This is a genomic window from Methylobacterium sp. A52T, assembly GCF_053346095.1.
In genome coordinates, this window is sequence record NZ_JBKFBI010000125.1 from 1 (window position 1) to 18,584 (window position 18,584).

Sequence of the window (18,584 nt, forward strand, 5' to 3'; positions counted from 1 at the left end):
TCGCCCCGCCCGTCTCGGCCAGGACCTTCGTGATCGCCGCCGTCAGAGACGTCTTGCCGTGATCGACGTGGCCGATCGTGCCAATGTTGCAGTGCGGCTTGGTGCGGGAGAACTTTTCCTTGCCCATGATTCCCATTCCTGCGGCGGGGACCACGCAAGGGCCCCGAATCCTGGTCCGCCGCCCCGAAGTTCCGACAGGGGCGAAAAACGCGGTCCGCTTAGAGGGTCGGCCGCCAGGGATCAAGCTCCGCGACGCGCGGGAGCCCGCCGCCCGACCGCGCTGTCAAGCTGCGGATGCGAGTCTTGAACGGCGAAAGATCAATCACAGGCAGTATCCGCGCCGCTTTCGCGCCACAGTGTGGCTTCGCGGGCATAGCGGGATCCGTGCGGCCGAGCTTAAGTGGCGACAACAACGCGTCACCTCGGACCCCCGCCATGATGAAGAAGCTCCTCCTCGCCACCGCCGCGACGGCCCTGGTCACGACGGCCGCCTCCGCCGCCGACCTGCCGCGCCGCGCCGCGCCGCCGCCGGTCTTCACGCCGGTGCCGGTCTTCACCTGGACGGGCTTCTACGCCGGTCTCGAGTCCGCCTACACCTTCACCGACCGTGAGCGCATCACGACCGTCGGCGTCCAGCCCGGCAACGCCACCAACGTCGCCCTCGGCCGCCGCCCGTTCGCGACCTCGACCACGCAGGACGGCTTCGCCAATATCGGCGGCACCGCCGGCTACAACTACCAGTTCACGCCGGGCGCCGGCATCGTCGTCGGTATCGCCAACAGCATCGACTGGACGGACATCACCAAGAACCGGGTCGTGCTCGGCACCGGCAACGTCGCCGGCGGCCCGCCGAACATCAGCCAGTTCCGCCAGAGCCTCGACTGGCTCGGCACCCTCACCGGCCGCGTCGGCTACGCCTTCGACCGCGTCCTGGTCTACGGGATGGGCGGCCTCGCCTACGGCAACGTGTTCCACGACGCCAACTTCTACACCCCGGGCGGCCGCCTGCAGTTCGCCGGCCGCTACGACGACTTCAAGACCGGCTTCGCCTACGGCGGCGGCATCGAGTTCGCCCTGCCGACCGACAGCTTCCTGAACACCTTCGCGCTCGGCCGCTACATCGGCATCAAGTACGACGCCATCACGGTGAAGGCCGAGTACCTGCACTACGACCTCGGCAGCCAGAACGTGCTCGTCGGCGCGGTCCCGGGCGTGGGCAACGGCGCGTACATCTCGCGCTTCCGCACCGAGGGCAGCATCGTCCGCGCCGGCTTCAACTACAAGTTCGGCGGCATCTGAGTCGGACGACGCCGGGCTCTCCCCGGCGGATCCCAGCGAAGGCGGGTGCCGGCATCGGCGCCCGCCCTTTTTCGTGGCTCGCGCGCGCCGCGCGGCCGGCGGGCGAGACCCGGACGGCGAATCGCGGCCGGGATCGTGGCCCGAGCCGCCGAGAGCGGCGGCGCGTCAGCAGGCGCGCAGGTGCGCCACCAGCCGGGCGGCCGCCGCCTCCGCGGGGCCGGTGTTGAGGATCGTCAGGTCCGCGGTGACGCCGCCCTCCCGGGCGAGACGCGCCGCCAGGTCGCCGTCCTGCGCCCGGCCGCGGGCGGCGATGCGCTGCGCCAGGATCTCGGGCGGCGCCGTGATCTCGACGACGCTCACCCGCGGGCCGCCCGCCCGCGCCCGCGCGACGACGCGGCGCGAGACGTTGCAGACCACCACGTGGCCTTCCGCGACCCGCCGGCCGACAGCCTCCGGCAGCGCGTAGCCGAGGCCGTGGGCGCGCCAGCTCAAGGTGAAGCGGCCGGCCGCGCAGCCCTCGGCGAAGGCGGCCTCGTCGATCTCGTCGTTGTCCTCGTCGGCCGAGGGCGGCCGGGTGACGAGGCGGCGCGGGAAGACGTAGCGCGGGTCGCCGGCGAGCGCCGCCCGGGCGAGCCGGATCAGCGTGTCCTTGCCGGCCCCGCTCGGGCCGACCACGAGGACGAGGCAGCCCGCCATCAGGCGACCCGCCGGCCGGCGCGCCAGACCTCGCGGACCACCGGCACGCCCTCGGCCCGCTGCACGCGCACGAGGTCGGCCCGCAGCCCGGGCGCCAGGGCGCCGCGATCGGTCAGGCCGGTGGCGCGGGCGGGGTTCGACGTGACGGTGGCGAGCGCCGCGGGCAGCGTGATCCCGGGTGCCTGCTCGGGCAGCAGGAACGCCGCCATCAGCAGGCTCGCCGGCACGTAGTCCGACGACAGGATGTCGAGGTGCCCGGCCTCGGCCAGCGCCAGGGCCGCGACGTTGCCGGAATGCGAGCCGCCGCGGATCAGGTTCGGCGCGCCCATCATCACGGTGATGCCCTGCCGGTGCGCGGACTCGGCCGCTTCCAGGGTGGTGGGGAACTCGGCCAGCCGCACGCCCTCGCCGACCGCGAGGTCGACGTCGGCCAGGGTGGTGTCGTCGTGGCTCGCCAGCGGGATGCCCATCTCGCGGGCGAACTGGACGAGGGCCGGCCGGTTCTTCGCGTTGAGCGCCCGCCCGTCGCGGACCTTGCGCTCGGTGTTGGCGCGGATCTCGTCCATCGGCCGGCCGCCGCGGGTGGCGTAGGTGTAGTACTTCTCCATGTCGCGGAACTGCCGCTGGCCGGGCGTGTGGTCCATCAGCGAGATCAGCCCCACCGGGTAGCGGGCCGTGAAGGCCGCCACCGTGTCGAGCACGTCCAGGGAGGGCAGCTCGCAGCGCAGGTGCGTGAAGTGCTCGGCCCGGAACAGGTCGGCGGCGCGCGCGGTGGCGATGGCGCCGGCGAGCTGCTCCAGCTCGGAGCCGAGGCCGCTCCCGTCCGGATCGCTGCCGGCACGGAGTGAATCGAACACCGTGGTGATGCCCGAGGCGGTGATCTGCGCGTCGTAGGCCAGGACGGCGCCGAGGGGGTGCCAGCGCACCTTCGGGCGCGGCGCGAAATGGCTCTCCAGGTGGTCGGTGTGCAGCTCGATCAGGCCGGGAATCAGGTGGTCGCCGCCGAGATCGAGGCCGCGCGCGGGCGGGCGCCCCTCGCCGATCTCGGCGATCGCCCCGTCCGACACCGCGAGCCAGCCGCGCTGCACCCGGTCCGGCAGGACCAGGGTCGCGTTCTCGAGGATGAAATCGTCCATCGTGAGGATCCTCAGGCTGCCCGGGCTTGCGGCGCGAAGCGGGTGACATCGACCACCCGGGTCGCCACAGCGTCGCGCATCTCGCTGTCGTGGAAGATGCCGAGCACGCCGGCCCCGGCCCGGAGCTTCTCGCGGACGAGCTCGGCCACCACGGCGCGGTTCTCGGCGTCCAGGGAGGCGGTGGGCTCGTCGAGGAGCAGGAGCGGCCGGTCGGCGATCAGGCCCCGGGCGATGTTGACCCGCTGCTGCTCGCCGCCCGAGAAGGTCGCGGGCGGCAGGCCCCAGAGCCGCTCCGGCAGGTTGAGCCGGGCCAGCAGGGTCTCGGCCCGCGCGCGCGCCGCCGCTTCGGACAATCCGCCCTCGCGGCCGGCGGCCTCGACGACGTCGAGGGCCGGGACCCGCGGGATCACCCGGAGGAACTGCGACACGTAGGCGATGACCCGGGCCCGCAGCGCCAGGACCGCGCGCGGGTCGGCCCGGACGACGTCCACGGTCGCCGCGCCGTCGCGGACCAGGATCGCGCCGCCGTCGCAGCGATAGTTGCCGTAGGCCATCTTCAGCAGCGAGGATTTCCCCGCGCCGGACGGGCCGCCGAGCACCACGCACTCGCCGGGATCCACGGACAGGCTCACACCGCCGACCACCGGCAGGACGACGCCGCCGCGCAGGTGCAGGGTGAAGCTCTTGGCGACGTTCTCGAAGGTCAGGAGCGCGGTCATGCGGCGAGCACCGAGGCGACGAGGAGCTGGGTGTAGGCGTGCTCGGGATCGTCGAGCACCCGGTCGGTGAGGCCGGTCTCGATCACCCGGCCGGCGCGCATGACCATGATCCGGTGCGAGAGGAGCCGCGCCACCGCGAGGTCGTGGGTGACGATGATCACCGCGAGCCCCAGCTCGGCCGAGAGCCGGCGGATCAGGTCGAGGAGCCGGGCCTGGACCGAGACGTCGAGGCCGGAGGTCGGCTCGTCCATCAGCACCAAGCGGGGACCGGTGACGAGGTTCCGGGCGATCTGCAGGCGCTGGCGCATGCCGCCGGAGAAGCGCGTCGGCGGGTCGTCGATCCGGTCGGCGGCGATCTCGACGCGGCCGAGCCAGTCGAGGGCCTGGGCGCGGATCCGCCCGTAATGGCGGTCGCCGAGCCCCATCAGCCGCTCACCGACATTGCCGCCGGCCGAGACCGCCATGCGCAGACCCTGAGCGGCGTCCTGGCGGACGAAGCCCCACTCGGTGCGCATCAGCGCCCGGCGCCCGGCCTCGCTCAGGGTGGCGAGGTCGCGCAGCGCGCCGTCGCGCATCCGGTAGGCGACCGTCCCGGAATCGGGCGCCAGTTCGGTGGCGATGAGGGAGAGGAGCGTCGACTTGCCGGAGCCGGATTCGCCCACGATCGCCAGCACCTCGCCGGGGACGAGGTCGAACGACACGTCGGCGCAGGCGAGGCGGGTCCCGTATCGCTTGGTCAGTCCGCGGACCTGAAGCAGGGTTTCGCTCATCGGGTCGCCTCCGCGGCGTCGGGCAGGAAGGGCGGATCGAGGCGGAAGCTGTAGCCGTAGCGCTCGAAGCCGAGGCTCTCGTAGAAGGCGTGGGCCGGCTTGGCGTCGACGTTCGACGACAGGGCGAGCTTGTAGCAGCCCCGCGCCTCCGCGAGCCCGGACGCCGCGCGCATCATCGCCCGGCCGAGGCCGCCGCCGCGGTGCCGGGACGCGACCACGACGCTCTCGACGAGGGCCGAGGGCGTGCCCCAGTGGGCGATGTTGTCGAGGATGACGAGGCAGAAGGTGCCGACGACCGCGCCGTCGCGTTCGGCCACGTAGAGCCCGTAATCGGGATAGGCCGCGAGCCGGTCGAGGAGCGCCCCGGCCTGCTCCAGGGTCGCCACCCGCCCGCCGTTCAGCTCGGCGTAGAGGTCGAGGATCGCGGGCAGGTCGGGCTTTCCGGCCCGGCGGACCGTGAGGTCGGTCATAGCGCGTCCCATGCCGCGTCCCCCGTGCCGACATGGCCGTCCGCGCGGCGCCCCTCGCAATGGTCGGTGTCCGAGCAGACGAACATCCGCCGGCCCGCATCGTCGAGCAGCACCTCGTCGAGATAGACGCCCTCGGCACCGCACAGCGCGCAGGGATGCTCGAACGCCTGGATCCGGAACGGGTGATCCTCGAAATCGAGGCTGCGCACCCGCGTGTAGGGCGGCACCGCGTAGATCCGCCGCTCGCGGCCCGCGCCGAAGAGCTGGAGCGCCGGGCAGTCGTCCATCTTGGGGTTGTCGAATTTCGGCGTCGGCGACGGGTCCATCACGTAGCGGCCCGCCACCTCCACCGGGTACGCGTAGGTGGTGGCGATGTGGCCGTGCCGGCTGATGTCCTCGTAGAGCTTCACGTGCATGGCGCCGTACTCGGCCAGCGCGTGCAGCTGGCGCGTCTCGGTCTCGCGGGGCTCGAGGAAGCGCAGGGGCTCGGGGATCGGCACCTGGTAGACCAGCGTCTGCCCCTCGGTGAGCGGCGTCTCGGGGATGCGGTGGCGGGTCTGGATCACCGTCGCCTCCGCGGTGCGGGTGGTGGTGGCCACCCCGGAGGTCTTGGCGAAGAAGCGGCGGATCGAGACCGCGTTGGTGGTGTCGTCGGCGCCCTGGTCGATGACCTTGAGCACGTCCGAGCGGCCGAGGATCGCGGCCGTCACCTGCACGCCGCCGGTGCCCCAGCCGTAGGGCATCGGCATCTCGCGGGAGGCGAAGGGCACCTGGTAGCCCGGCACCGCGATGGCCTTGAGGATGGCCCGGCGGATCATCCGCTTCGTGCCCTCGTCGAGATAGGCGAAGTTGTAGCCGGAGTGGCGCGCGTCTTCTGCCGCGTCGAGGACGGACGCGACGGGCCCCCTCTCCCGTTCGGGAGAGGGTTGGGGTGAGGGTCGAGAACTATCCGGAGGGGTCGCATCCCTCACCCTGTCCCTCTCCCGCACGGGAGAGGGGATCCGCGATTCGCTCGGCAGACGATCCGCCGGCCCGGACGCCCTGGACCCGTCGCGGGACGACATCCCGATCGCGCTCATTCCGCGGCCTCCTGCATCTCGATGGCGTCGGACCCGCGCTCGAACTCGGCGCGTAGCCGGCGAACCAGTTCCAGCTCGGCCTGGAAGTCGACGTAGTGGGGCAGCTTCAGGTGCTCGACGAAGCCGGTAGCCTGGAGGCTGTCGCAGTGGGCCAGCACGAATTCCTGGTCCTGGGCCGGGCTCGCCACCGGCTCGCCCAGCTCCTCGGCGCGGAGCGCCCGGTCGACCAGGGCCATCGCCATGGCCTTGCGCTCGCTCTGCCCGAAGCTCAGCCCGTAGCCGCGGGTGAACTGGGGCGGGGCCGCCCCCGAGCCCTTGAACTGGTTGACCATCTGGCACTCGGTGAGCCGCACCCGGCCGAGCGGCACCGCGAAGCCCAGCTCCTCGGGCACGAACTCGACCGCGACCTCCCCGACCCGGATCTCGCCGACGAACGGGTGGGTGCGGCCGTAGCCGCGCTGCGTCGAGTAGGCGAGGCCGAGCACGAAGCCCTCGTCGCCCCGGGCCAGCGCCTGGAGGCGGAGTGCCCGGTCGGCGGGATAGTCCACCGGCTCGCGGGTGAGGTCGCCCGCGGGCGCGCCGTCGTCCGGGGGCGAGGGCTCGATCAGGCCGTCCCGGTCCAGCAGGTCGGTGACCCGCGGGCAGGTGCCGGCATCGGCGCGCGGCGCGGCCTCGGCGGCGGGCTCGATCCCGGCTTCGGACTCGGCCGCGAGCGCGAAGTCGACCAGCCGGTGGGTGTAGTCGAAGGTCGGCCCGAGCACCTGCCCGCCGGGCAGGTCCTTGAAGGTCGCGGAGATCCGGCGCTCGACCGCCATGGCGCCGGTGTCGACCGGCGCGGAGGCGCCGAAGCGCGGCAGCGTGGTCCGGTAGGCGCGGACCAGGAACACCGCCTCGACCACGTCGCCGCGCGCCTGCTTGAGCGCCAGCGCCGCGAGGTTCGGATCGTAGAGCGAGCCCTCGGTCATGACCCGGTCGACGAGGAGCGCCATCTGCTCCCGGATCTGCGCCACGGAGAGCTCGGGCAAGGCGGGGTCGCCCCGGCGCGCCTCGGCGAGGAGCCGGTGGGCGTTGTCGATGGCGGCCTCGCCGCCCTTCACGGCCACGTACATGGGTCAGGCCTCCGTGACCGTCGTGGAGCGCGGCAGACCGGCCACGCGGCCGGGCGCCGTCAGGATCAGGTCGACGCCGAGGGGGAAGGCCGCCCGGTTCTCCGCGAGCTGCGCCGCGAAGCCGTCCGGCAGGGGCGCCGGCGTGATCCGGGCGGTGCCCCGGATGCCGGGGCCGGACAGGTGCAGCCCCTCCCCCTCCGCGAGCGCGTCGAGGGCGAGCACCAGGGTCGTGGCGGTGTCGGGATAGGCCGGCGTCCCGGGGGCGAACTCCGTCAGCGGCGGGCAGCGCGCCGGGTCGCTGACCAGCGCGAAGGCCGCCGCGGCCGGGGCGCCGGTGAGCGGCGCGCCGGTGTGGAAGCGCAGGTATTCCGCGACCTCCGGCGCCGCGGCGAGGGCCGGATCGATCCAGACCGGCGTGTCGGCGTCGGTGAGCGTCAGCGCGACGGCGGCCAGTTCCGGCGTCAGGGGCGCGGGCGGCGCGAGGCCCGGCGCGAGGGGCCGGACGCGGCCGGGGCGGGCGAGGGCGTCCATCACGGCGCGGAACGTGTCCTGCGCGTCGTGGACCGGGTCGGCGAAGCCGGGGGCGAGCATGCTCAATCCTCTCCGCGGGCGAGGGTCAGGAAATCGACGCGGGTGGCGGCCGTGCGCCGGGCGGCCCGATCCCGGGAGGCCGCGAGCCGCCGGGCGGCGGGCTCCAGGGCGGCCTCGACCCGGGCGCGCCGGACCGGATCCTGCCAGAGGGCGTCGAGGATCGCGGCGAGCCGCGCCTTCGCGCGGTCGCGGCCGAGATGGTAGGCGAAGCCCGCCGGACCGTCCGCGAGGCGGATGGCGGCCCGGGTCACGCTGACCTCGCCGAGATTGAACGGGCGACCGTCGCCGCCGATCCGGCCCGACGCCATCACGAGGCCGGTCTCGGGCGGCCGCAGGTCCGCGGCCGCGGGCGCTTCGAGGCCCGACACGGCCGCCTCGAGGGCCGCCTCCAGATCCGCGCGGCTCGCCTCGGCACAGAGGGCCATGACCGCCTGGCGCGCCGCGGTCTCGCCCTCGGATCCCGGATGTCTCGGGGTCGTCGTCATCGCGAATCCCTTCGTCGCTCGGTTGTCTAGGTGTATAGACAACTGGCGTGCGCCGTACAAATGAAGTTTGGATGACAGGATGGATGCGCAGGAGCAGGCGGCCGGCCTCGTCCGGGGCGAGGGGCTGACGGCGTGGCGGCAGATCGCCGACGCGCTGACGGCCGAGATCGCGGCGGGACGCTACGCGGCGGGACAGCAGCTCCCCGCCGAGGCCGCCCTGGCGGCGCGGTTCGCGGTGAACCGGCACACGGTGCGGCGCGCCCTCGCGGCGCTGGCCGAGGGCGGGCTCGTGCGCGCCAGCCAGGGCCGGGGCACCTTCGTGGAGGAGGCACCGCTCGCCTACCCGATCGGGCCGCGCACGCGCTTCTCCGAGATCGTCGCCGGGGCCGGGCGCGAGGCCTGGGGCGACCTCGTCGCCGCGACCACGGTCCCGGCCGGGACCGAGCAGGCGGCGTCCCTGGCCCTCGCCCCCGGCGCGCCGATCCTGGAGCTGCTGACGGTCCACCGGGCGGACGGCGCCCCGCTCTCGACGGCGCTGACCTGGCTGCCGCTGCCGCGCTTCGCGGGCTTCGCCGAGGCCTACGCGGCGCGCGGCTCGATCACCCGGGCCTTCGCGACCTGCGGCGTCCACGACTACACCCGGCTCTCGACGCGGATCCGAGCCCGCCCCGCGGATCCCGCGGAGGCGCAGCGCCTCGACATCGCGCCGGGGCGGGTCGTGCTGGTGGTGTCGAGCGTCAACATCGATCCCGCCGGCGTGCCGATCCAGGCGAACCGCACCCTGTTCGCCGCCGACCGCGTGGAGCTGGTGATCGGCGAGTGACGCGATGTCCGCGGCACACCGTCCTCGCGAGCGGCGCGGAGTGACCCAGGGCAGCGCGACCCCGGGTCACTGCGCTCCGCTCGTGATGCCGGAGAGCCGAGGCCCCCGTCAGCGCGCGGCCGGCCCGATGATCGCCCGGCGCAGGCGGGTCGAGACCCAGTCGATCGCCGCCACGGTCACGAGGATCATCAGCACCAGGAAGGCGACCTGCTGCAGCTCCAGCACGCGGATCAGCTCGGTGAGGTACTGGCCGATGCCGCCCGCGCCGACGATGCCGATGATCGTCGCCGAGCGGGTGTTCGACTCGAAGAAGTACAGGACCTGGCTCGCCAGCACCGGCAGCACCCCGGGGATCAGCCCGAAGCGGATGCGGTGGAGCGCCGAGCCGCCCGAAGCGACGACGCCCTCGCCGGCCCGCTTGTCGCAGGTCTCGATCGCCTCGGAGAACAGCTTGCCGAGCGCCCCGAAATCCGAGCACGCGATCGCGAGCGCCCCGGCGAACGGGCCCAGGCCGACGACGTTGATCCAGATCAGCGCCCAGATCAGCACGTCGACGGAGCGCATCACGTCGAGGCCGCGGCGGACTGCGAACCGCGCGAACGGGTTGGGCACGACGTTCCGCGCCGCCAGGAACGCCACCGGGAAGGCGAGGATCGCCGCCGTCAGCGTGCCCAGGAAGGCGATACCGAGGGTCTCGCCCAGCGCGTGCAGGAAGGTCCAGAACTGGCCCTCCGGCGACGGCGGCAGCATCAGCACCGCGAAGGTGCCGAGCCGCCCGAGCCCGTGGAGGATCCGCGCCACCGAGAAGTCGAGGCGCCAGTAGCCGAGCGCCGCGAGCCCCACCAGGACGACGAGCAGGGCGGCGAGCCGCGCCCGCCCCGGCCAGTCGGCGCGGAACTGCGCGGGGTAGCGCGCGCGCAGGCGGCCGAGGTCGGCTCGGGCCGCCGCCCGCAGGGTCTCGGGACGCGCGCTCATCGGGCGTGCTCCGCGCCGATCAGGCGGTGGCGGACCCGCTCGGTGACGAGGTCGATGCAGAAGACGGTCAGGATGATCAGCACGAGGATCGCGCTCACGTCCGCGTAGTAGAAATTGCGGATCGCCACGAGGAATTCCTGGCCGATGCCGCCTGCGCCGACGAAGCCCATCACCCCGGCGCCGCGCACGTTGATCTCGAAGCGCAGCAGCGCGTAGGAGGCGAAGTTCGACAGCACCTGCGGCAAGACCGCGAAGCGCACCGTCTGGACCCAGGTCGCGCCCGAGGCCGACAGGCCCTCGACGGGCCGCATGTCGATGTTCTCGACCACCTCGGAGAACAGCTTGCCCAGCGCGCCCGTGGTGTGGATCGCGATGGCGAGCACGCCCACCATCGGGCCGAGGCCGAAGGCGATGACGAAGATCAGCGCGAACACGACCTCGGGGACGGTGCGGCACAGTTCCAGGAGGCGCTTGGCGCCGACGCGCAGCACGCGCGACCGCACGAGGTTGGCGGCGGCCACGAAGCTGAGGGCGAAGCCCGCCAGCCCCCCGAGCAGCGTCCCGAGATAGGCCATGAGCAGGGTCTCGCCCAGCAGGCCCAGCCATTTGGGCAGGCCCCAGTACCAGGCGCGGACGTCCTCCAGCGGGTGCTCGAGGCTGATCGGCGGCAGGATCTGCTGGATGTAGGCGGTGAACTTGCCGATGTTCTCGGCGAAGACCAGCGGCCGCACCTCGGCGATCAGGCCCGCGACCACGGCGAGCGCCGCCACCAGGGCGAAGCCCGCCAGCGTGCGGCGGCGGGCCTCGCCGGTCGCCGCCGCGTAGAGGCCGGAGAGGGCGGCTGCCCGCTCCGGCGACAGGGGTGTCAGACCGCGCAAGGCGGGCGGCTCCGGATCAGGACTTCCGACGCTGCTCGTCGTTGAACCGCAGCATGTCGATGATCGGCTGGTAATCCTTGAGGGTCACCGGCGTGAGATCCTGGTCCTTGCCGTCGGAGAGCCGGTCGAACGCGGCCTTGTCGGCCTTCGGCAGGGCCACGAAGGCGTCGCGGATCTTGGCCTTCAGGTCGTCCGGCAGGCTCGCCAGCACGGCGAAGGGCCCCTCCGGCAGGAAGTCGGACTTGAACACGACCCGGAAGTCCGACTGCTGCATCGGCGTGCCGTCGGGCTTCTTGAGCATGCCCTTGGCGGCCATGCGGGTGACCATCGTGTCGGTCTCGGAGTTCCACAGGTTGGCGGCGGCGTCGGCCGTGCCCTGGGTGAGCGCCAGGACGGCGTTCTCGTGGCTGCCCGCGTAGAAGGTCTTGCCGAAGAACTTCTCGACGTCGTAGCCGGCCCGTTTCAGGAAGAAGCGCGGCGCCTGGTTGCCGGAGGTGGAGTTCGGATCGACCAGCGCGAGGTTCTTGCCCTTGAGATCCTCGACGGTCTTGTAGGGGCTGGAGGCCAGCACGTAGACCACCGAATAGTAGCCCGAGGCGCCGGTCTCGTGCTTCTGGTTGACGATCGGCTCGATCTTGACGCCGGTCATCACGGCCCGCGCGAACGAGGCCGGCCCGTACCACGCGATCTGGATGTTGCCGGCGCGCTGGCCCTCGATCACGGCGGCGTAGTCGCTCGCCACCCGCAGCTTGACCGGCACGCCGAGCGTCTTGGTCAGGTAGGCGGTGAGCGGCGCCCAGCGGTCGGCGGTGCCCGAGGCGTTCTCGGCCGGGATCACGCCCAGCGTCAGTTCCGGATACTGGGCCTTCCAGTCCTGGGCGGCGGCCGGCAGGCCGAGGAGGGCGAGGGCCGCGGCGGCGGCGGCGAGGGTGCGTCGGGTGATCATCGGGTCGTCCTTCGTGGCGTCGGCGAGGTTCGGCCGGCCGGAGGCCGGTCGGGCGTTTCCAAGACGGTGCACTTTGGCGGTGCGCTCTGGCGGTGCGCTTTGGCGGTGCGCTTTGGCGGTGTTCGTTGGGGCCCGGGGCCCGGATCAGGCGCCGAGGGCAGCCTCGCGGACCGGGCGGACCGGTACGAGACCGGGCCGGCCCGGCATCGCGGCCCGCTGCTCCGCCTCGCGCTGCGCGGAATCGTCCAGCACCTCGCCGGCCTCCAGGCCGTAGAGCCGGCGCGCCACGTCCTCGGTGAGGTCGAAGGCTCCGCCCTCGAACACGACCCGCCCGGCCGCGAGGCCGACGAGGCGGTCGCAGTAGGCGCGGGCGAGGTCGAGGGAGTGCAGGTTGCACAGCACCGTGATGCCGTAGCGCCGGTTCACGTCGGCGAGCGCGTCCATCACGAGCCGCGTGTTGCGCGGGTCGAGCGAGGCGACCGGCTCGTCGGCGAGCAGGATCTCGGGTTCCTGCACGAGGGCGCGGGCGATGGCGACGCGCTGCTGCTGGCCGCCCGACAGGCCGTCGGCCCGCTGGCCGGCGAACTCGCCCATGTCGAAGCTCTCCAGGGCGGCGAGGGCCATGGCGCGGTCCTCGGCGGACCAGTGCCGGAGCAGGGCGCGGTGGGTCGGCACGTGGCTGAGGCGCCCCATCAGCACGTTGGTCATGACGTCGAGCCGGCCGACGAGGTTGAACTGCTGGAAGATCATGGCGCAGCGGGTGCGCCACTCGCGCAGCGGGCGGCCGCGCAGGGTCGTGACCTCGCGGCCATCGTGGAGGATGCGCCCCGAGCTCGGATCCGCCAGCCGGTTGATGAGGCGCAGCAGCGTGGACTTGCCGGCGCCCGACCGGCCGATCACCCCGACGAAGCTGCCGGGCTCGATCCGGAGCGACACGCCGTCGACGGCGCGCCGGTCGCCGTACTGGCGCGTGAGATCCTCGATAACCAGCATGCCACCATCCGCCGGGGAACGGCCGCACGTAGACGCCGGTTTGACGACGATTGGATGACGTATTCGGGACGATTATATTTGCCGGCGCAGCATCTCGGCTTTTCGATAGCCGACTTAATCTCCGTGGCGTTCCAGGAATGCTTCGATGGGCAGCCCGCGGAAATCCGGCAGCGCCCGGCGCAGGCGCTCGTGGTCCCAGTCCCACCACGCCAAGCGGGTCAGACGGTCCGCGACCGCCTCGGGGAAGCGGCGCCGGACCGGCCTCGCGGGATTGCCGACGACGATCGTGTAGGGCTCGACGTCGCGGGTGACGATGGCGCCCGCCCCCACCACCGCGCCGGTGCCGATCCTGCGCCCGGGCAGGACGACCGCGCCGTGACCGATCCAGACATCGTGGCCGATCGCCACCGGGCTCGCCCGGCGCCGGTCGAAGAAGGCGGGCTCGTCCGGTTCCTCCGGCCAGTAGGCGCGCGCCCGGTAGGTGAAGTGCGCCTGCGACGCCCGCTCCATCGGGTGGTTGCCGGGATTGATCCGCACGCTGGCGGCGATCGAGCAGAACTTGCCGATCGCGGTGTAGATCACCTCGCCGTCCTCACCGATGTAGGAATAGTCGTCGAGCACGGTCTCGGTGAGCCGGGTGCGGGCGCCGACCTCGGTGTAGCGGCCGAGGCGGCACGCGACGACCCGGGCGCTCGGATCGAGCGCGGGTTCGAGGCCGAGGGGGCGGTCAACCACGGGCCTCTCCGAAGGGCAGGCGCGCCAGGAGCCGGAACGGCCCCGACCCGTCCTGGGTCAGGAGGCTGACGGCGTCGATCCGCAGGGGCTCCGGACCCGCGGCGGCGTAGGCCGCGGACAGGCGCCGGTGCCAGAGGTCGCGCTCCACCTCCGGCAGGGCGTCGGTCAGGGTCATGTGGAAGCGGAAGGCCTCGAACACGTATGGGTAGCCCCAGCGGTCGAGCAGCGCGCGGCCGCGCGGGTCGAGGCGCTCCGGCCGGCGCTTGGCGCGCTCGGCCTCGGTGAGCGGCGCCCGGAACGGGTCGAGGGCGGCGACGCACTCGGCGGCGAGGAGCCTGAGTTCCGGCGGCGGGGCCTCCGGCACCAGGGCGAGGAACGGCCCGAGGGCGGCGACCCGGAGCGGGCCCACCGCCACCGGCGGGTGCGCGGCCGCGAGGGCGCGGGCGGCGGCCACGAGGTCGGCCTCCCCGGTGCCGGGGGCGAGGCGCAGCGGCGCCTTGAGGGTGGCGTGGAACCCGTAGACCCGCGCGCCCGCCGTGACGGGCGCGAGATCGCCGAGACCTTCCGGGTGCGGGACCGGCAGCCCGGTGACGTTGTCGGTGCCGAGGATCGCCCGGCCGAAGGCTTCGAGGCGCGAATCCGGGGCGGGCAGCCAGTAGAGGGCGTAGCGGCGCGACACGTAGGGTCTCCGATCGCCGGGCGGTCAGGCCGTCGGCGCGTAGGTGCGCGCGTCGGCGGCCCGCCGGGGGCGCACGTCCATGGCGTTGCCCCGCCACACGATGGCGCTCCGCATCCAGGCGCCGACCCAGATCGCCGGGATCAGGGCGTCGCGCGCCAGGAAGGCGGCCAGCGTGCGGGGCGAGCGGTGCCAGCCCGCGCGGACCGCGAGCCGGTACTCGGCGACATAGCACAGGCCGGCGAGGCCGGCAGCGCCCGCGAGGCCCGCGAGGCTGCCGGCCCAGAGGGCGACGAGGAGCGCCGGCAGCAGGACGCCGCTGCCGATCTCGGGGGCGAAGAACAGCGGGAAGGTCACGCGGCGCAGGCGCGCCCAGCGCAGCTGCCGCGACCAGACCTCCCGGAAGCCGCGCGGGCCGAGCGGCTGCTCGAACGGGCTCGCCACGAGGTGGACCCGCTTGCCGGCGGCGCGCACGAGCTTGGTGGCGGCCGCGTCCTCGGCGATCTCGGCCGCCAGCGCCTGGAGGCCGCCCTGCGCCTCCAGGAAGGGCTTGTGCCAGAGCATGCTCTTGCCCTGCGCGAAGCCCAGCCCGAAGGCCTCGGCGGCGTATTGCCAGCGCGCCTGCAGGGTGTTCAGGAAGGCGCACTCCACCTCCGCCATGAAGCTGCCCGGGCGGGCGCCGGCCGGGGTGGAGCAGACGAGGCCGGTATCGGCGCGCCACGCCGCCTGCAGCCGCTGGAGGTAGTCCGGCGGCATGGCGACGTTGGAATCGGCGAGCACCACCCAGTCGTGGGCGGCGGCGCGCCAGCCGCGCAGGCAGTTGTTGAGCTTCGGGTTCGCGCTGACGCGCTCGTCGCCGAGGATCAGGCGGGCGGGCACGCGCGGGTGGGCCTCGATCAGGCGCTCCACCATCGGGACGATCGGGTCCGCCGGATCGGCCACGCAGAAGATCAGCTCGTAGGACGGGTAGTCGAGACGGAAGCTGCGGAGGAGCATCTCCTCGCTGTAGGCCTCGACCCCGCGCAGGGGGCGGACCAGGGAGACGGGCGCGCCGTCGGGGAATTGCGACGGGCCGTGAGTCCGGCCGAGGCGCCGGGCCGCGACGGCGATGCTGCCGATCTGGACGACGGCCAGGAGCGCGCCGAGGGACAGGGCCGGCACCGTGGCGTCAATCATGCGGATCCCTCGTGCGATCGGGCGAGCGGTCCGGTCCGCTAGCGGCCGGACCGCGTCAGGCGTGTGACAGCGCCGCCCGACGCGCGCGGACACGCGCGCCGACGCGGGGCGTCGCGGGCCGTCACCCAACCGTCACCGCGCAGTTTTAATCCCCGTTCACCACGAAAGATTCCGCGCGAGGGTTCATGTCCGATTCCGCCGTGATGCCGCCGGGGGCGGTGGGAGGCCGGAAGGCGGGCGGCCCGCGACTCAACCACGGGATGCATCTCGGCGGGGTGGTCGCGTTCCTGCTCGTCCTCGTGGCGGGCCTGGGCTACGCGGTGGTGAGCCTCATCGCGGACATGAACGCGGTCGGGGAGGCGCCCCTGGCCTACGGCGCCTTCGCGCTGCTCGGCCTCGCCCTGCTGATCGCCCTCGCCTTCGAGTTCGTGAACGGCTTCCACGACACGGCCAACGCGGTCGCCACGGTGATCTACACGCACTCGATGCCGCCGCTCGTCGCGGTGATCTGGTCGGGCGTGTTCAACTTCCTCGGCGTGATGCTGTCCTCGGGCGCCGTGGCCTACGCGATCGTCACGCTCCTGCCGGTCGAGCTGATCCTCAACGTCGGCTCGCACGCGGGCTACGCGATGATCTTCGCGCTGCTGCTGGCGGCCATCATCTGGAACCTCGGGACCTGGGCGTTCGGGCTGCCGAACTCGTCGTCCCACGCGCTGATCGGCTCGGTGCTCGGCGTCGGCCTCGCCAACCAGCTGATGAACGGCGGCGACGGCACCGCGGGCGTCGACTGGACCCAGGCGCTCAACGTCTTCAAGGCGCTGCTGTTCTCGCCGGTCTGCGGTTTCGTGCTCGCGGCGCTGCTGCTGCTCGCCCTGAAGGTCACGGTCCGCCGCAGGGACCTCTACGAGGCGCCCGCAGGCGAGGCGCCGCCGCCCCCGTGGATCCGCGGCCTGCTGATCCTCACCTGCACGCTGGTCTCGTTCTTCCACGGCGGCAATGACGGGCAGAAGGGCATGGGCCTGATCATGCTGATCCTGATCGGCGCGGCCCCCACCGCCTACGCGCTCAACCGCACCATGGCGGACGACACGACGCCCGCCTTCGTGCAGGCCTCGACGGCGGCGAGCGCGGTGTTCGCCGCCCGCGCCCCCGGCGCGGCGGTCCCGGACGCTGCGGCCGCACGCCGGACCGTGACGGAGGCGCTCAAGACCAAGGCGCTGAACACGCCGCCCGTCTACGCGGCATTGGCGGCGCTCTCGGACGACATCGCCGCCAGCGTGAAGAATTACGGCGCGATCCGCACGGTGCCGGCCGCCCAGACCCAGAACCTGCGCAGCGACATGTACCTCGCCGCCGACGCGGTGCGCGTGCTGCCGGGCGCCGGGGCCGACTTCTCGGAGGCCGACAAGGCCGACCTGAAGCGCTACGCGGGCCTGCTCAACGACGGCACGCGCTACATCCCGGGCTGGGTCAAGGTCTGCGTCGCCCTGGCGCTGGGTCTCGGCACCATGGTCGGATGGAAGCGCATCGTCGTCACGGTGGGCGAGAAGATCGGCAAGACCCACCTGACCTACGCGCAGGGCGCCTCGGCCGAGATCGTCGCCGCCGGCACGATCGGGCTGGCCGAGCTCTACGGCCTGCCGGTCTCGACCACCCACATCCTGTCGTCGGGCGTCGCCGGCACGATGGCGGCCAACGGCTCGGGGCTCCAGATGTCCACGGTGCGCAACATGGCGCTCGCCTGGATCCTGACCCTGCCGGCGGCGATCACCCTCGCGGCCGCCTTGTTCTACCTCCTGCGCCACGTGTTCTGACGCGGGTCCGGCCGGACGGGCCGGAGACCGCGCTCCGCCCCCCGACGAAGCGACCCGGTCTCCGGCTTCCTGCAGCGCGCCCCGGCGCTTCAGGAACTCGCCATCGCCCGCACGAAGGCCAGGCAGGTCCGGCGCGCCGCCGGACTGTCGATCGCCACGAAGGCCGAGACGAGGTCGGCCGCCTGGGTCATGGCCGCGTCGGGCCGGTCGGCGTCCGGGTAGAAGCTCGCCACCGGCACGTCGAGGATTCCGGCGATGCGGCTCAGGGCGTCGCTCGTGCGCGCCGCCCCCGGTGACGGCGCGCGGTCCCGGGCCGGGTCCGCGGATGCGTCGGGCGCCATCGCTCAGGCCGCCTTGTGGCCGAGCTGGATCGCCCGGGCGATCTCCGAGCGCCGCGCGGCGTAGCCCGGGGCCACCATCGGGTAGTCGGCCGGCAGGCCGTACTTGGCCCGGTACCGCTCGGGGGTGAGGCCGTGCGCCGTGAGGTGGCGCTTCAGGGTCTGGTAGGACCGGCCGTCGATGAAGCTGATCAGGCCGTCCTGCTGGATCGAGGCATCGACCTGCGACTGGCTCAGCCCGACCCCGCCGAACTCCGACGGCGCGCAGCGGAGCACCGCGATCGCCGTGTGCACTTGGTCGATCAGCGCCGGCAGCGCCGTGACCTCGATCGCGTTGCGCGAGACGTAGGCCGCGACGATCGCGCCGACCTTCTTCAGCATGAAGGTTGAACGGTGGTCGGTGAGGTGGTCCATCTGAGACATCGCTGTTCGAGGGCGTCCCGATCCTCGCGCCCCGTCTCCGGTGAGCCCGCTCGCGCGGGCTCTGCGGGACGAAACTGAGGCGACGGGTGAGCCGAGGGATTTCTACCTCAAGTTGATTTCACTCCGTTTCTTGAGGTTGCAGATAATATACAATATGAGCGGCCGGCGGTTTGTCCGGCAGCGCGAGGTTTTTTGCTCCACCGCGCAGCCGGCGGCATTCCCGCCATGGTTACTGATACGTTCACTGATTTCGGCCGCTGAGATCGGCGTCTGGACCGGATTTCGGCATCGGCCGATCCCGGCGGCGCGCAACCTCGGGGGGCCCCGACGCCGCTCCGGGGCCGCTCGGTCGCGGGCCGTCGCGCGCCTGACCGATCCAGCCCGCGCGGCGGGCGGCCACGCCCGTCTCGCGCCGCTCCGGGGCCGGTCGCGGCCCGACGGTCCGGAGCGGCC

General features: G+C 73.1%; 22 protein-coding genes. 3 read left to right on the top strand and 19 right to left on the bottom strand.

Annotated features, from left to right (window positions below; all coding sequences use genetic code 11):
* Positions 1–127, bottom strand: a 127-nt coding sequence (locus ACLBYE_RS23665; RefSeq protein WP_244498717.1) for a GTP-binding protein, incomplete at its 3' end; no start/stop codon positions are given.
* A 308-nt stretch (positions 128–435) separates the two neighbouring features.
* Between ACLBYE_RS23665 and ACLBYE_RS23670 the strand changes: the two genes are divergently transcribed.
* The gene (locus ACLBYE_RS23670; RefSeq protein ID WP_056523827.1) at positions 436–1,299 is read left to right on the top strand and encodes an outer membrane protein; all 864 of its coding nucleotides are present in this window, start codon (positions 436–438) and stop codon (positions 1,297–1,299) included.
* Between the two features lie 165 nt (positions 1,300–1,464).
* On the opposite strand, the gene phnN is transcribed toward ACLBYE_RS23670, so the two are convergent.
* From phnN to phnG, 9 genes are all read right to left on the bottom strand, one after another.
* Positions 1,465–1,995, bottom strand: coding sequence for a phosphonate metabolism protein/1,5-bisphosphokinase (PRPP-forming) PhnN (gene phnN, locus ACLBYE_RS23675; protein WP_447696043.1), 531 nt, complete (start codon positions 1,993–1,995; stop codon positions 1,465–1,467).
* On the bottom strand, positions 1,995–3,131 hold the full coding sequence (locus ACLBYE_RS23680) for an alpha-D-ribose 1-methylphosphonate 5-triphosphate diphosphatase (RefSeq protein ID WP_447696044.1): 1,137 nt from the start codon (positions 3,129–3,131) through the stop codon (positions 1,995–1,997). The genes phnN and ACLBYE_RS23680 overlap by 1 nt, the downstream gene beginning before the upstream one ends.
* Positions 3,132–3,142: 11 nt before the next feature.
* Entirely contained in the window at positions 3,143–3,850 is a 708-nt protein-coding gene (gene phnL, locus ACLBYE_RS23685) for a phosphonate C-P lyase system protein PhnL (RefSeq protein WP_447696045.1), read from the bottom strand.
* Entirely contained in the window at positions 3,847–4,620 is a 774-nt protein-coding gene (gene phnK, locus ACLBYE_RS23690; RefSeq protein WP_447696046.1) for a phosphonate C-P lyase system protein PhnK, read from the bottom strand. Before phnK ends, phnL begins: the two co-directional genes overlap by 4 nt.
* A complete protein-coding gene (locus tag ACLBYE_RS23695) occupies positions 4,617–5,090 on the bottom strand; it encodes an N-acetyltransferase family protein (RefSeq protein ID WP_447696047.1) in 474 nt (157 codons plus the stop codon). Before ACLBYE_RS23695 ends, phnK begins: the two co-directional genes overlap by 4 nt.
* Positions 5,087–5,908: an alpha-D-ribose 1-methylphosphonate 5-phosphate C-P-lyase PhnJ gene (locus tag ACLBYE_RS23700; protein ID WP_447696048.1), complete on the bottom strand. Its 822-nt coding sequence runs from the start codon at positions 5,906–5,908 to the stop codon at positions 5,087–5,089. Before ACLBYE_RS23700 ends, ACLBYE_RS23695 begins: the two co-directional genes overlap by 4 nt.
* A gap of 257 nt (positions 5,909–6,165) precedes the next feature.
* Complete coding sequence (locus tag ACLBYE_RS23705; RefSeq protein ID WP_447696049.1) at positions 6,166–7,278, bottom strand: carbon-phosphorus lyase complex subunit PhnI; 1,113 nt, start codon at positions 7,276–7,278, stop codon at positions 6,166–6,168.
* 3 nt (positions 7,279–7,281) lie between these two features.
* The gene (phnH, locus tag ACLBYE_RS23710) at positions 7,282–7,869 is read right to left on the bottom strand and encodes a phosphonate C-P lyase system protein PhnH (RefSeq protein WP_447696050.1); all 588 of its coding nucleotides are present in this window, start codon (positions 7,867–7,869) and stop codon (positions 7,282–7,284) included.
* 2 nt (positions 7,870–7,871) lie between these two features.
* Positions 7,872–8,354 carry a phosphonate C-P lyase system protein PhnG gene (phnG, locus tag ACLBYE_RS23715; protein ID WP_091980051.1) on the bottom strand — a complete coding sequence of 161 codons (483 nt, stop codon included), beginning with the start codon at positions 8,352–8,354 and terminating at the stop codon, positions 7,872–7,874.
* 79 nt (positions 8,355–8,433) lie between these two features.
* Here phnG and phnF point away from each other — a divergent pair, with 79 nt between their 5' ends.
* Positions 8,434–9,177 carry a phosphonate metabolism transcriptional regulator PhnF gene (phnF, locus tag ACLBYE_RS23720; RefSeq protein WP_447696051.1) on the top strand — a complete coding sequence of 248 codons (744 nt, stop codon included), beginning with the start codon at positions 8,434–8,436 and terminating at the stop codon, positions 9,175–9,177.
* 108 nt (positions 9,178–9,285) lie between these two features.
* Here the strand turns inward: phnF and phnE (ACLBYE_RS23725) are convergent, their stop codons facing one another.
* The 7 genes from phnE (ACLBYE_RS23725) to ACLBYE_RS23755 form a co-directional block, all read right to left on the bottom strand.
* A complete protein-coding gene (phnE, locus tag ACLBYE_RS23725; protein WP_103985861.1) occupies positions 9,286–10,152 on the bottom strand; it encodes a phosphonate ABC transporter, permease protein PhnE in 867 nt (288 codons plus the stop codon).
* Entirely contained in the window at positions 10,149–11,030 is an 882-nt protein-coding gene (gene phnE, locus ACLBYE_RS23730) for a phosphonate ABC transporter, permease protein PhnE (protein ID WP_020093767.1), read from the bottom strand. Before phnE (ACLBYE_RS23730) ends, phnE (ACLBYE_RS23725) begins: the two co-directional genes overlap by 4 nt.
* 16 nt (positions 11,031–11,046) lie before the next feature.
* Positions 11,047–11,976: a phosphonate ABC transporter substrate-binding protein gene (gene phnD, locus ACLBYE_RS23735; protein WP_026605019.1), complete on the bottom strand. Its 930-nt coding sequence runs from the start codon at positions 11,974–11,976 to the stop codon at positions 11,047–11,049.
* Between the two features lie 144 nt (positions 11,977–12,120).
* Positions 12,121–12,969 carry a phosphonate ABC transporter ATP-binding protein gene (gene phnC / locus ACLBYE_RS23740; protein ID WP_447696052.1) on the bottom strand — a complete coding sequence of 283 codons (849 nt, stop codon included), beginning with the start codon at positions 12,967–12,969 and terminating at the stop codon, positions 12,121–12,123.
* A gap of 114 nt (positions 12,970–13,083) precedes the next feature.
* Positions 13,084–13,704, bottom strand: coding sequence for a chloramphenicol acetyltransferase (locus tag ACLBYE_RS23745; protein ID WP_447696053.1), 621 nt, complete (start codon positions 13,702–13,704; stop codon positions 13,084–13,086).
* Positions 13,697–14,383, bottom strand: coding sequence for a DUF1045 domain-containing protein (locus ACLBYE_RS23750; RefSeq protein ID WP_447696054.1), 687 nt, complete (start codon positions 14,381–14,383; stop codon positions 13,697–13,699). The genes ACLBYE_RS23745 and ACLBYE_RS23750 overlap by 8 nt, the downstream gene beginning before the upstream one ends.
* A gap of 24 nt (positions 14,384–14,407) precedes the next feature.
* Positions 14,408–15,556, bottom strand: a complete 1,149-nt coding sequence (locus tag ACLBYE_RS23755; protein ID WP_447696055.1) for a ceramide glucosyltransferase — start codon at positions 15,554–15,556, stop codon at positions 14,408–14,410.
* Between the two features lie 185 nt (positions 15,557–15,741).
* Here ACLBYE_RS23755 and ACLBYE_RS23760 point away from each other — a divergent pair, with 185 nt between their 5' ends.
* A complete protein-coding gene (locus ACLBYE_RS23760) occupies positions 15,742–17,370 on the top strand; it encodes an inorganic phosphate transporter (protein ID WP_447696056.1) in 1,629 nt (542 codons plus the stop codon).
* A gap of 89 nt (positions 17,371–17,459) precedes the next feature.
* Here ACLBYE_RS23760 and ACLBYE_RS23765 read toward each other — a convergent pair whose 3' ends face one another.
* Both ACLBYE_RS23765 and ACLBYE_RS23770 read right to left on the bottom strand, forming a co-directional pair.
* Entirely contained in the window at positions 17,460–17,711 is a 252-nt protein-coding gene (locus ACLBYE_RS23765) for a hypothetical protein (RefSeq protein WP_100252747.1), read from the bottom strand.
* A gap of 3 nt (positions 17,712–17,714) precedes the next feature.
* The gene (locus ACLBYE_RS23770; protein WP_447696057.1) at positions 17,715–18,122 is read right to left on the bottom strand and encodes a MucR family transcriptional regulator; all 408 of its coding nucleotides are present in this window, start codon (positions 18,120–18,122) and stop codon (positions 17,715–17,717) included.
* Positions 18,123–18,584 lie beyond the last annotated feature (462 nt).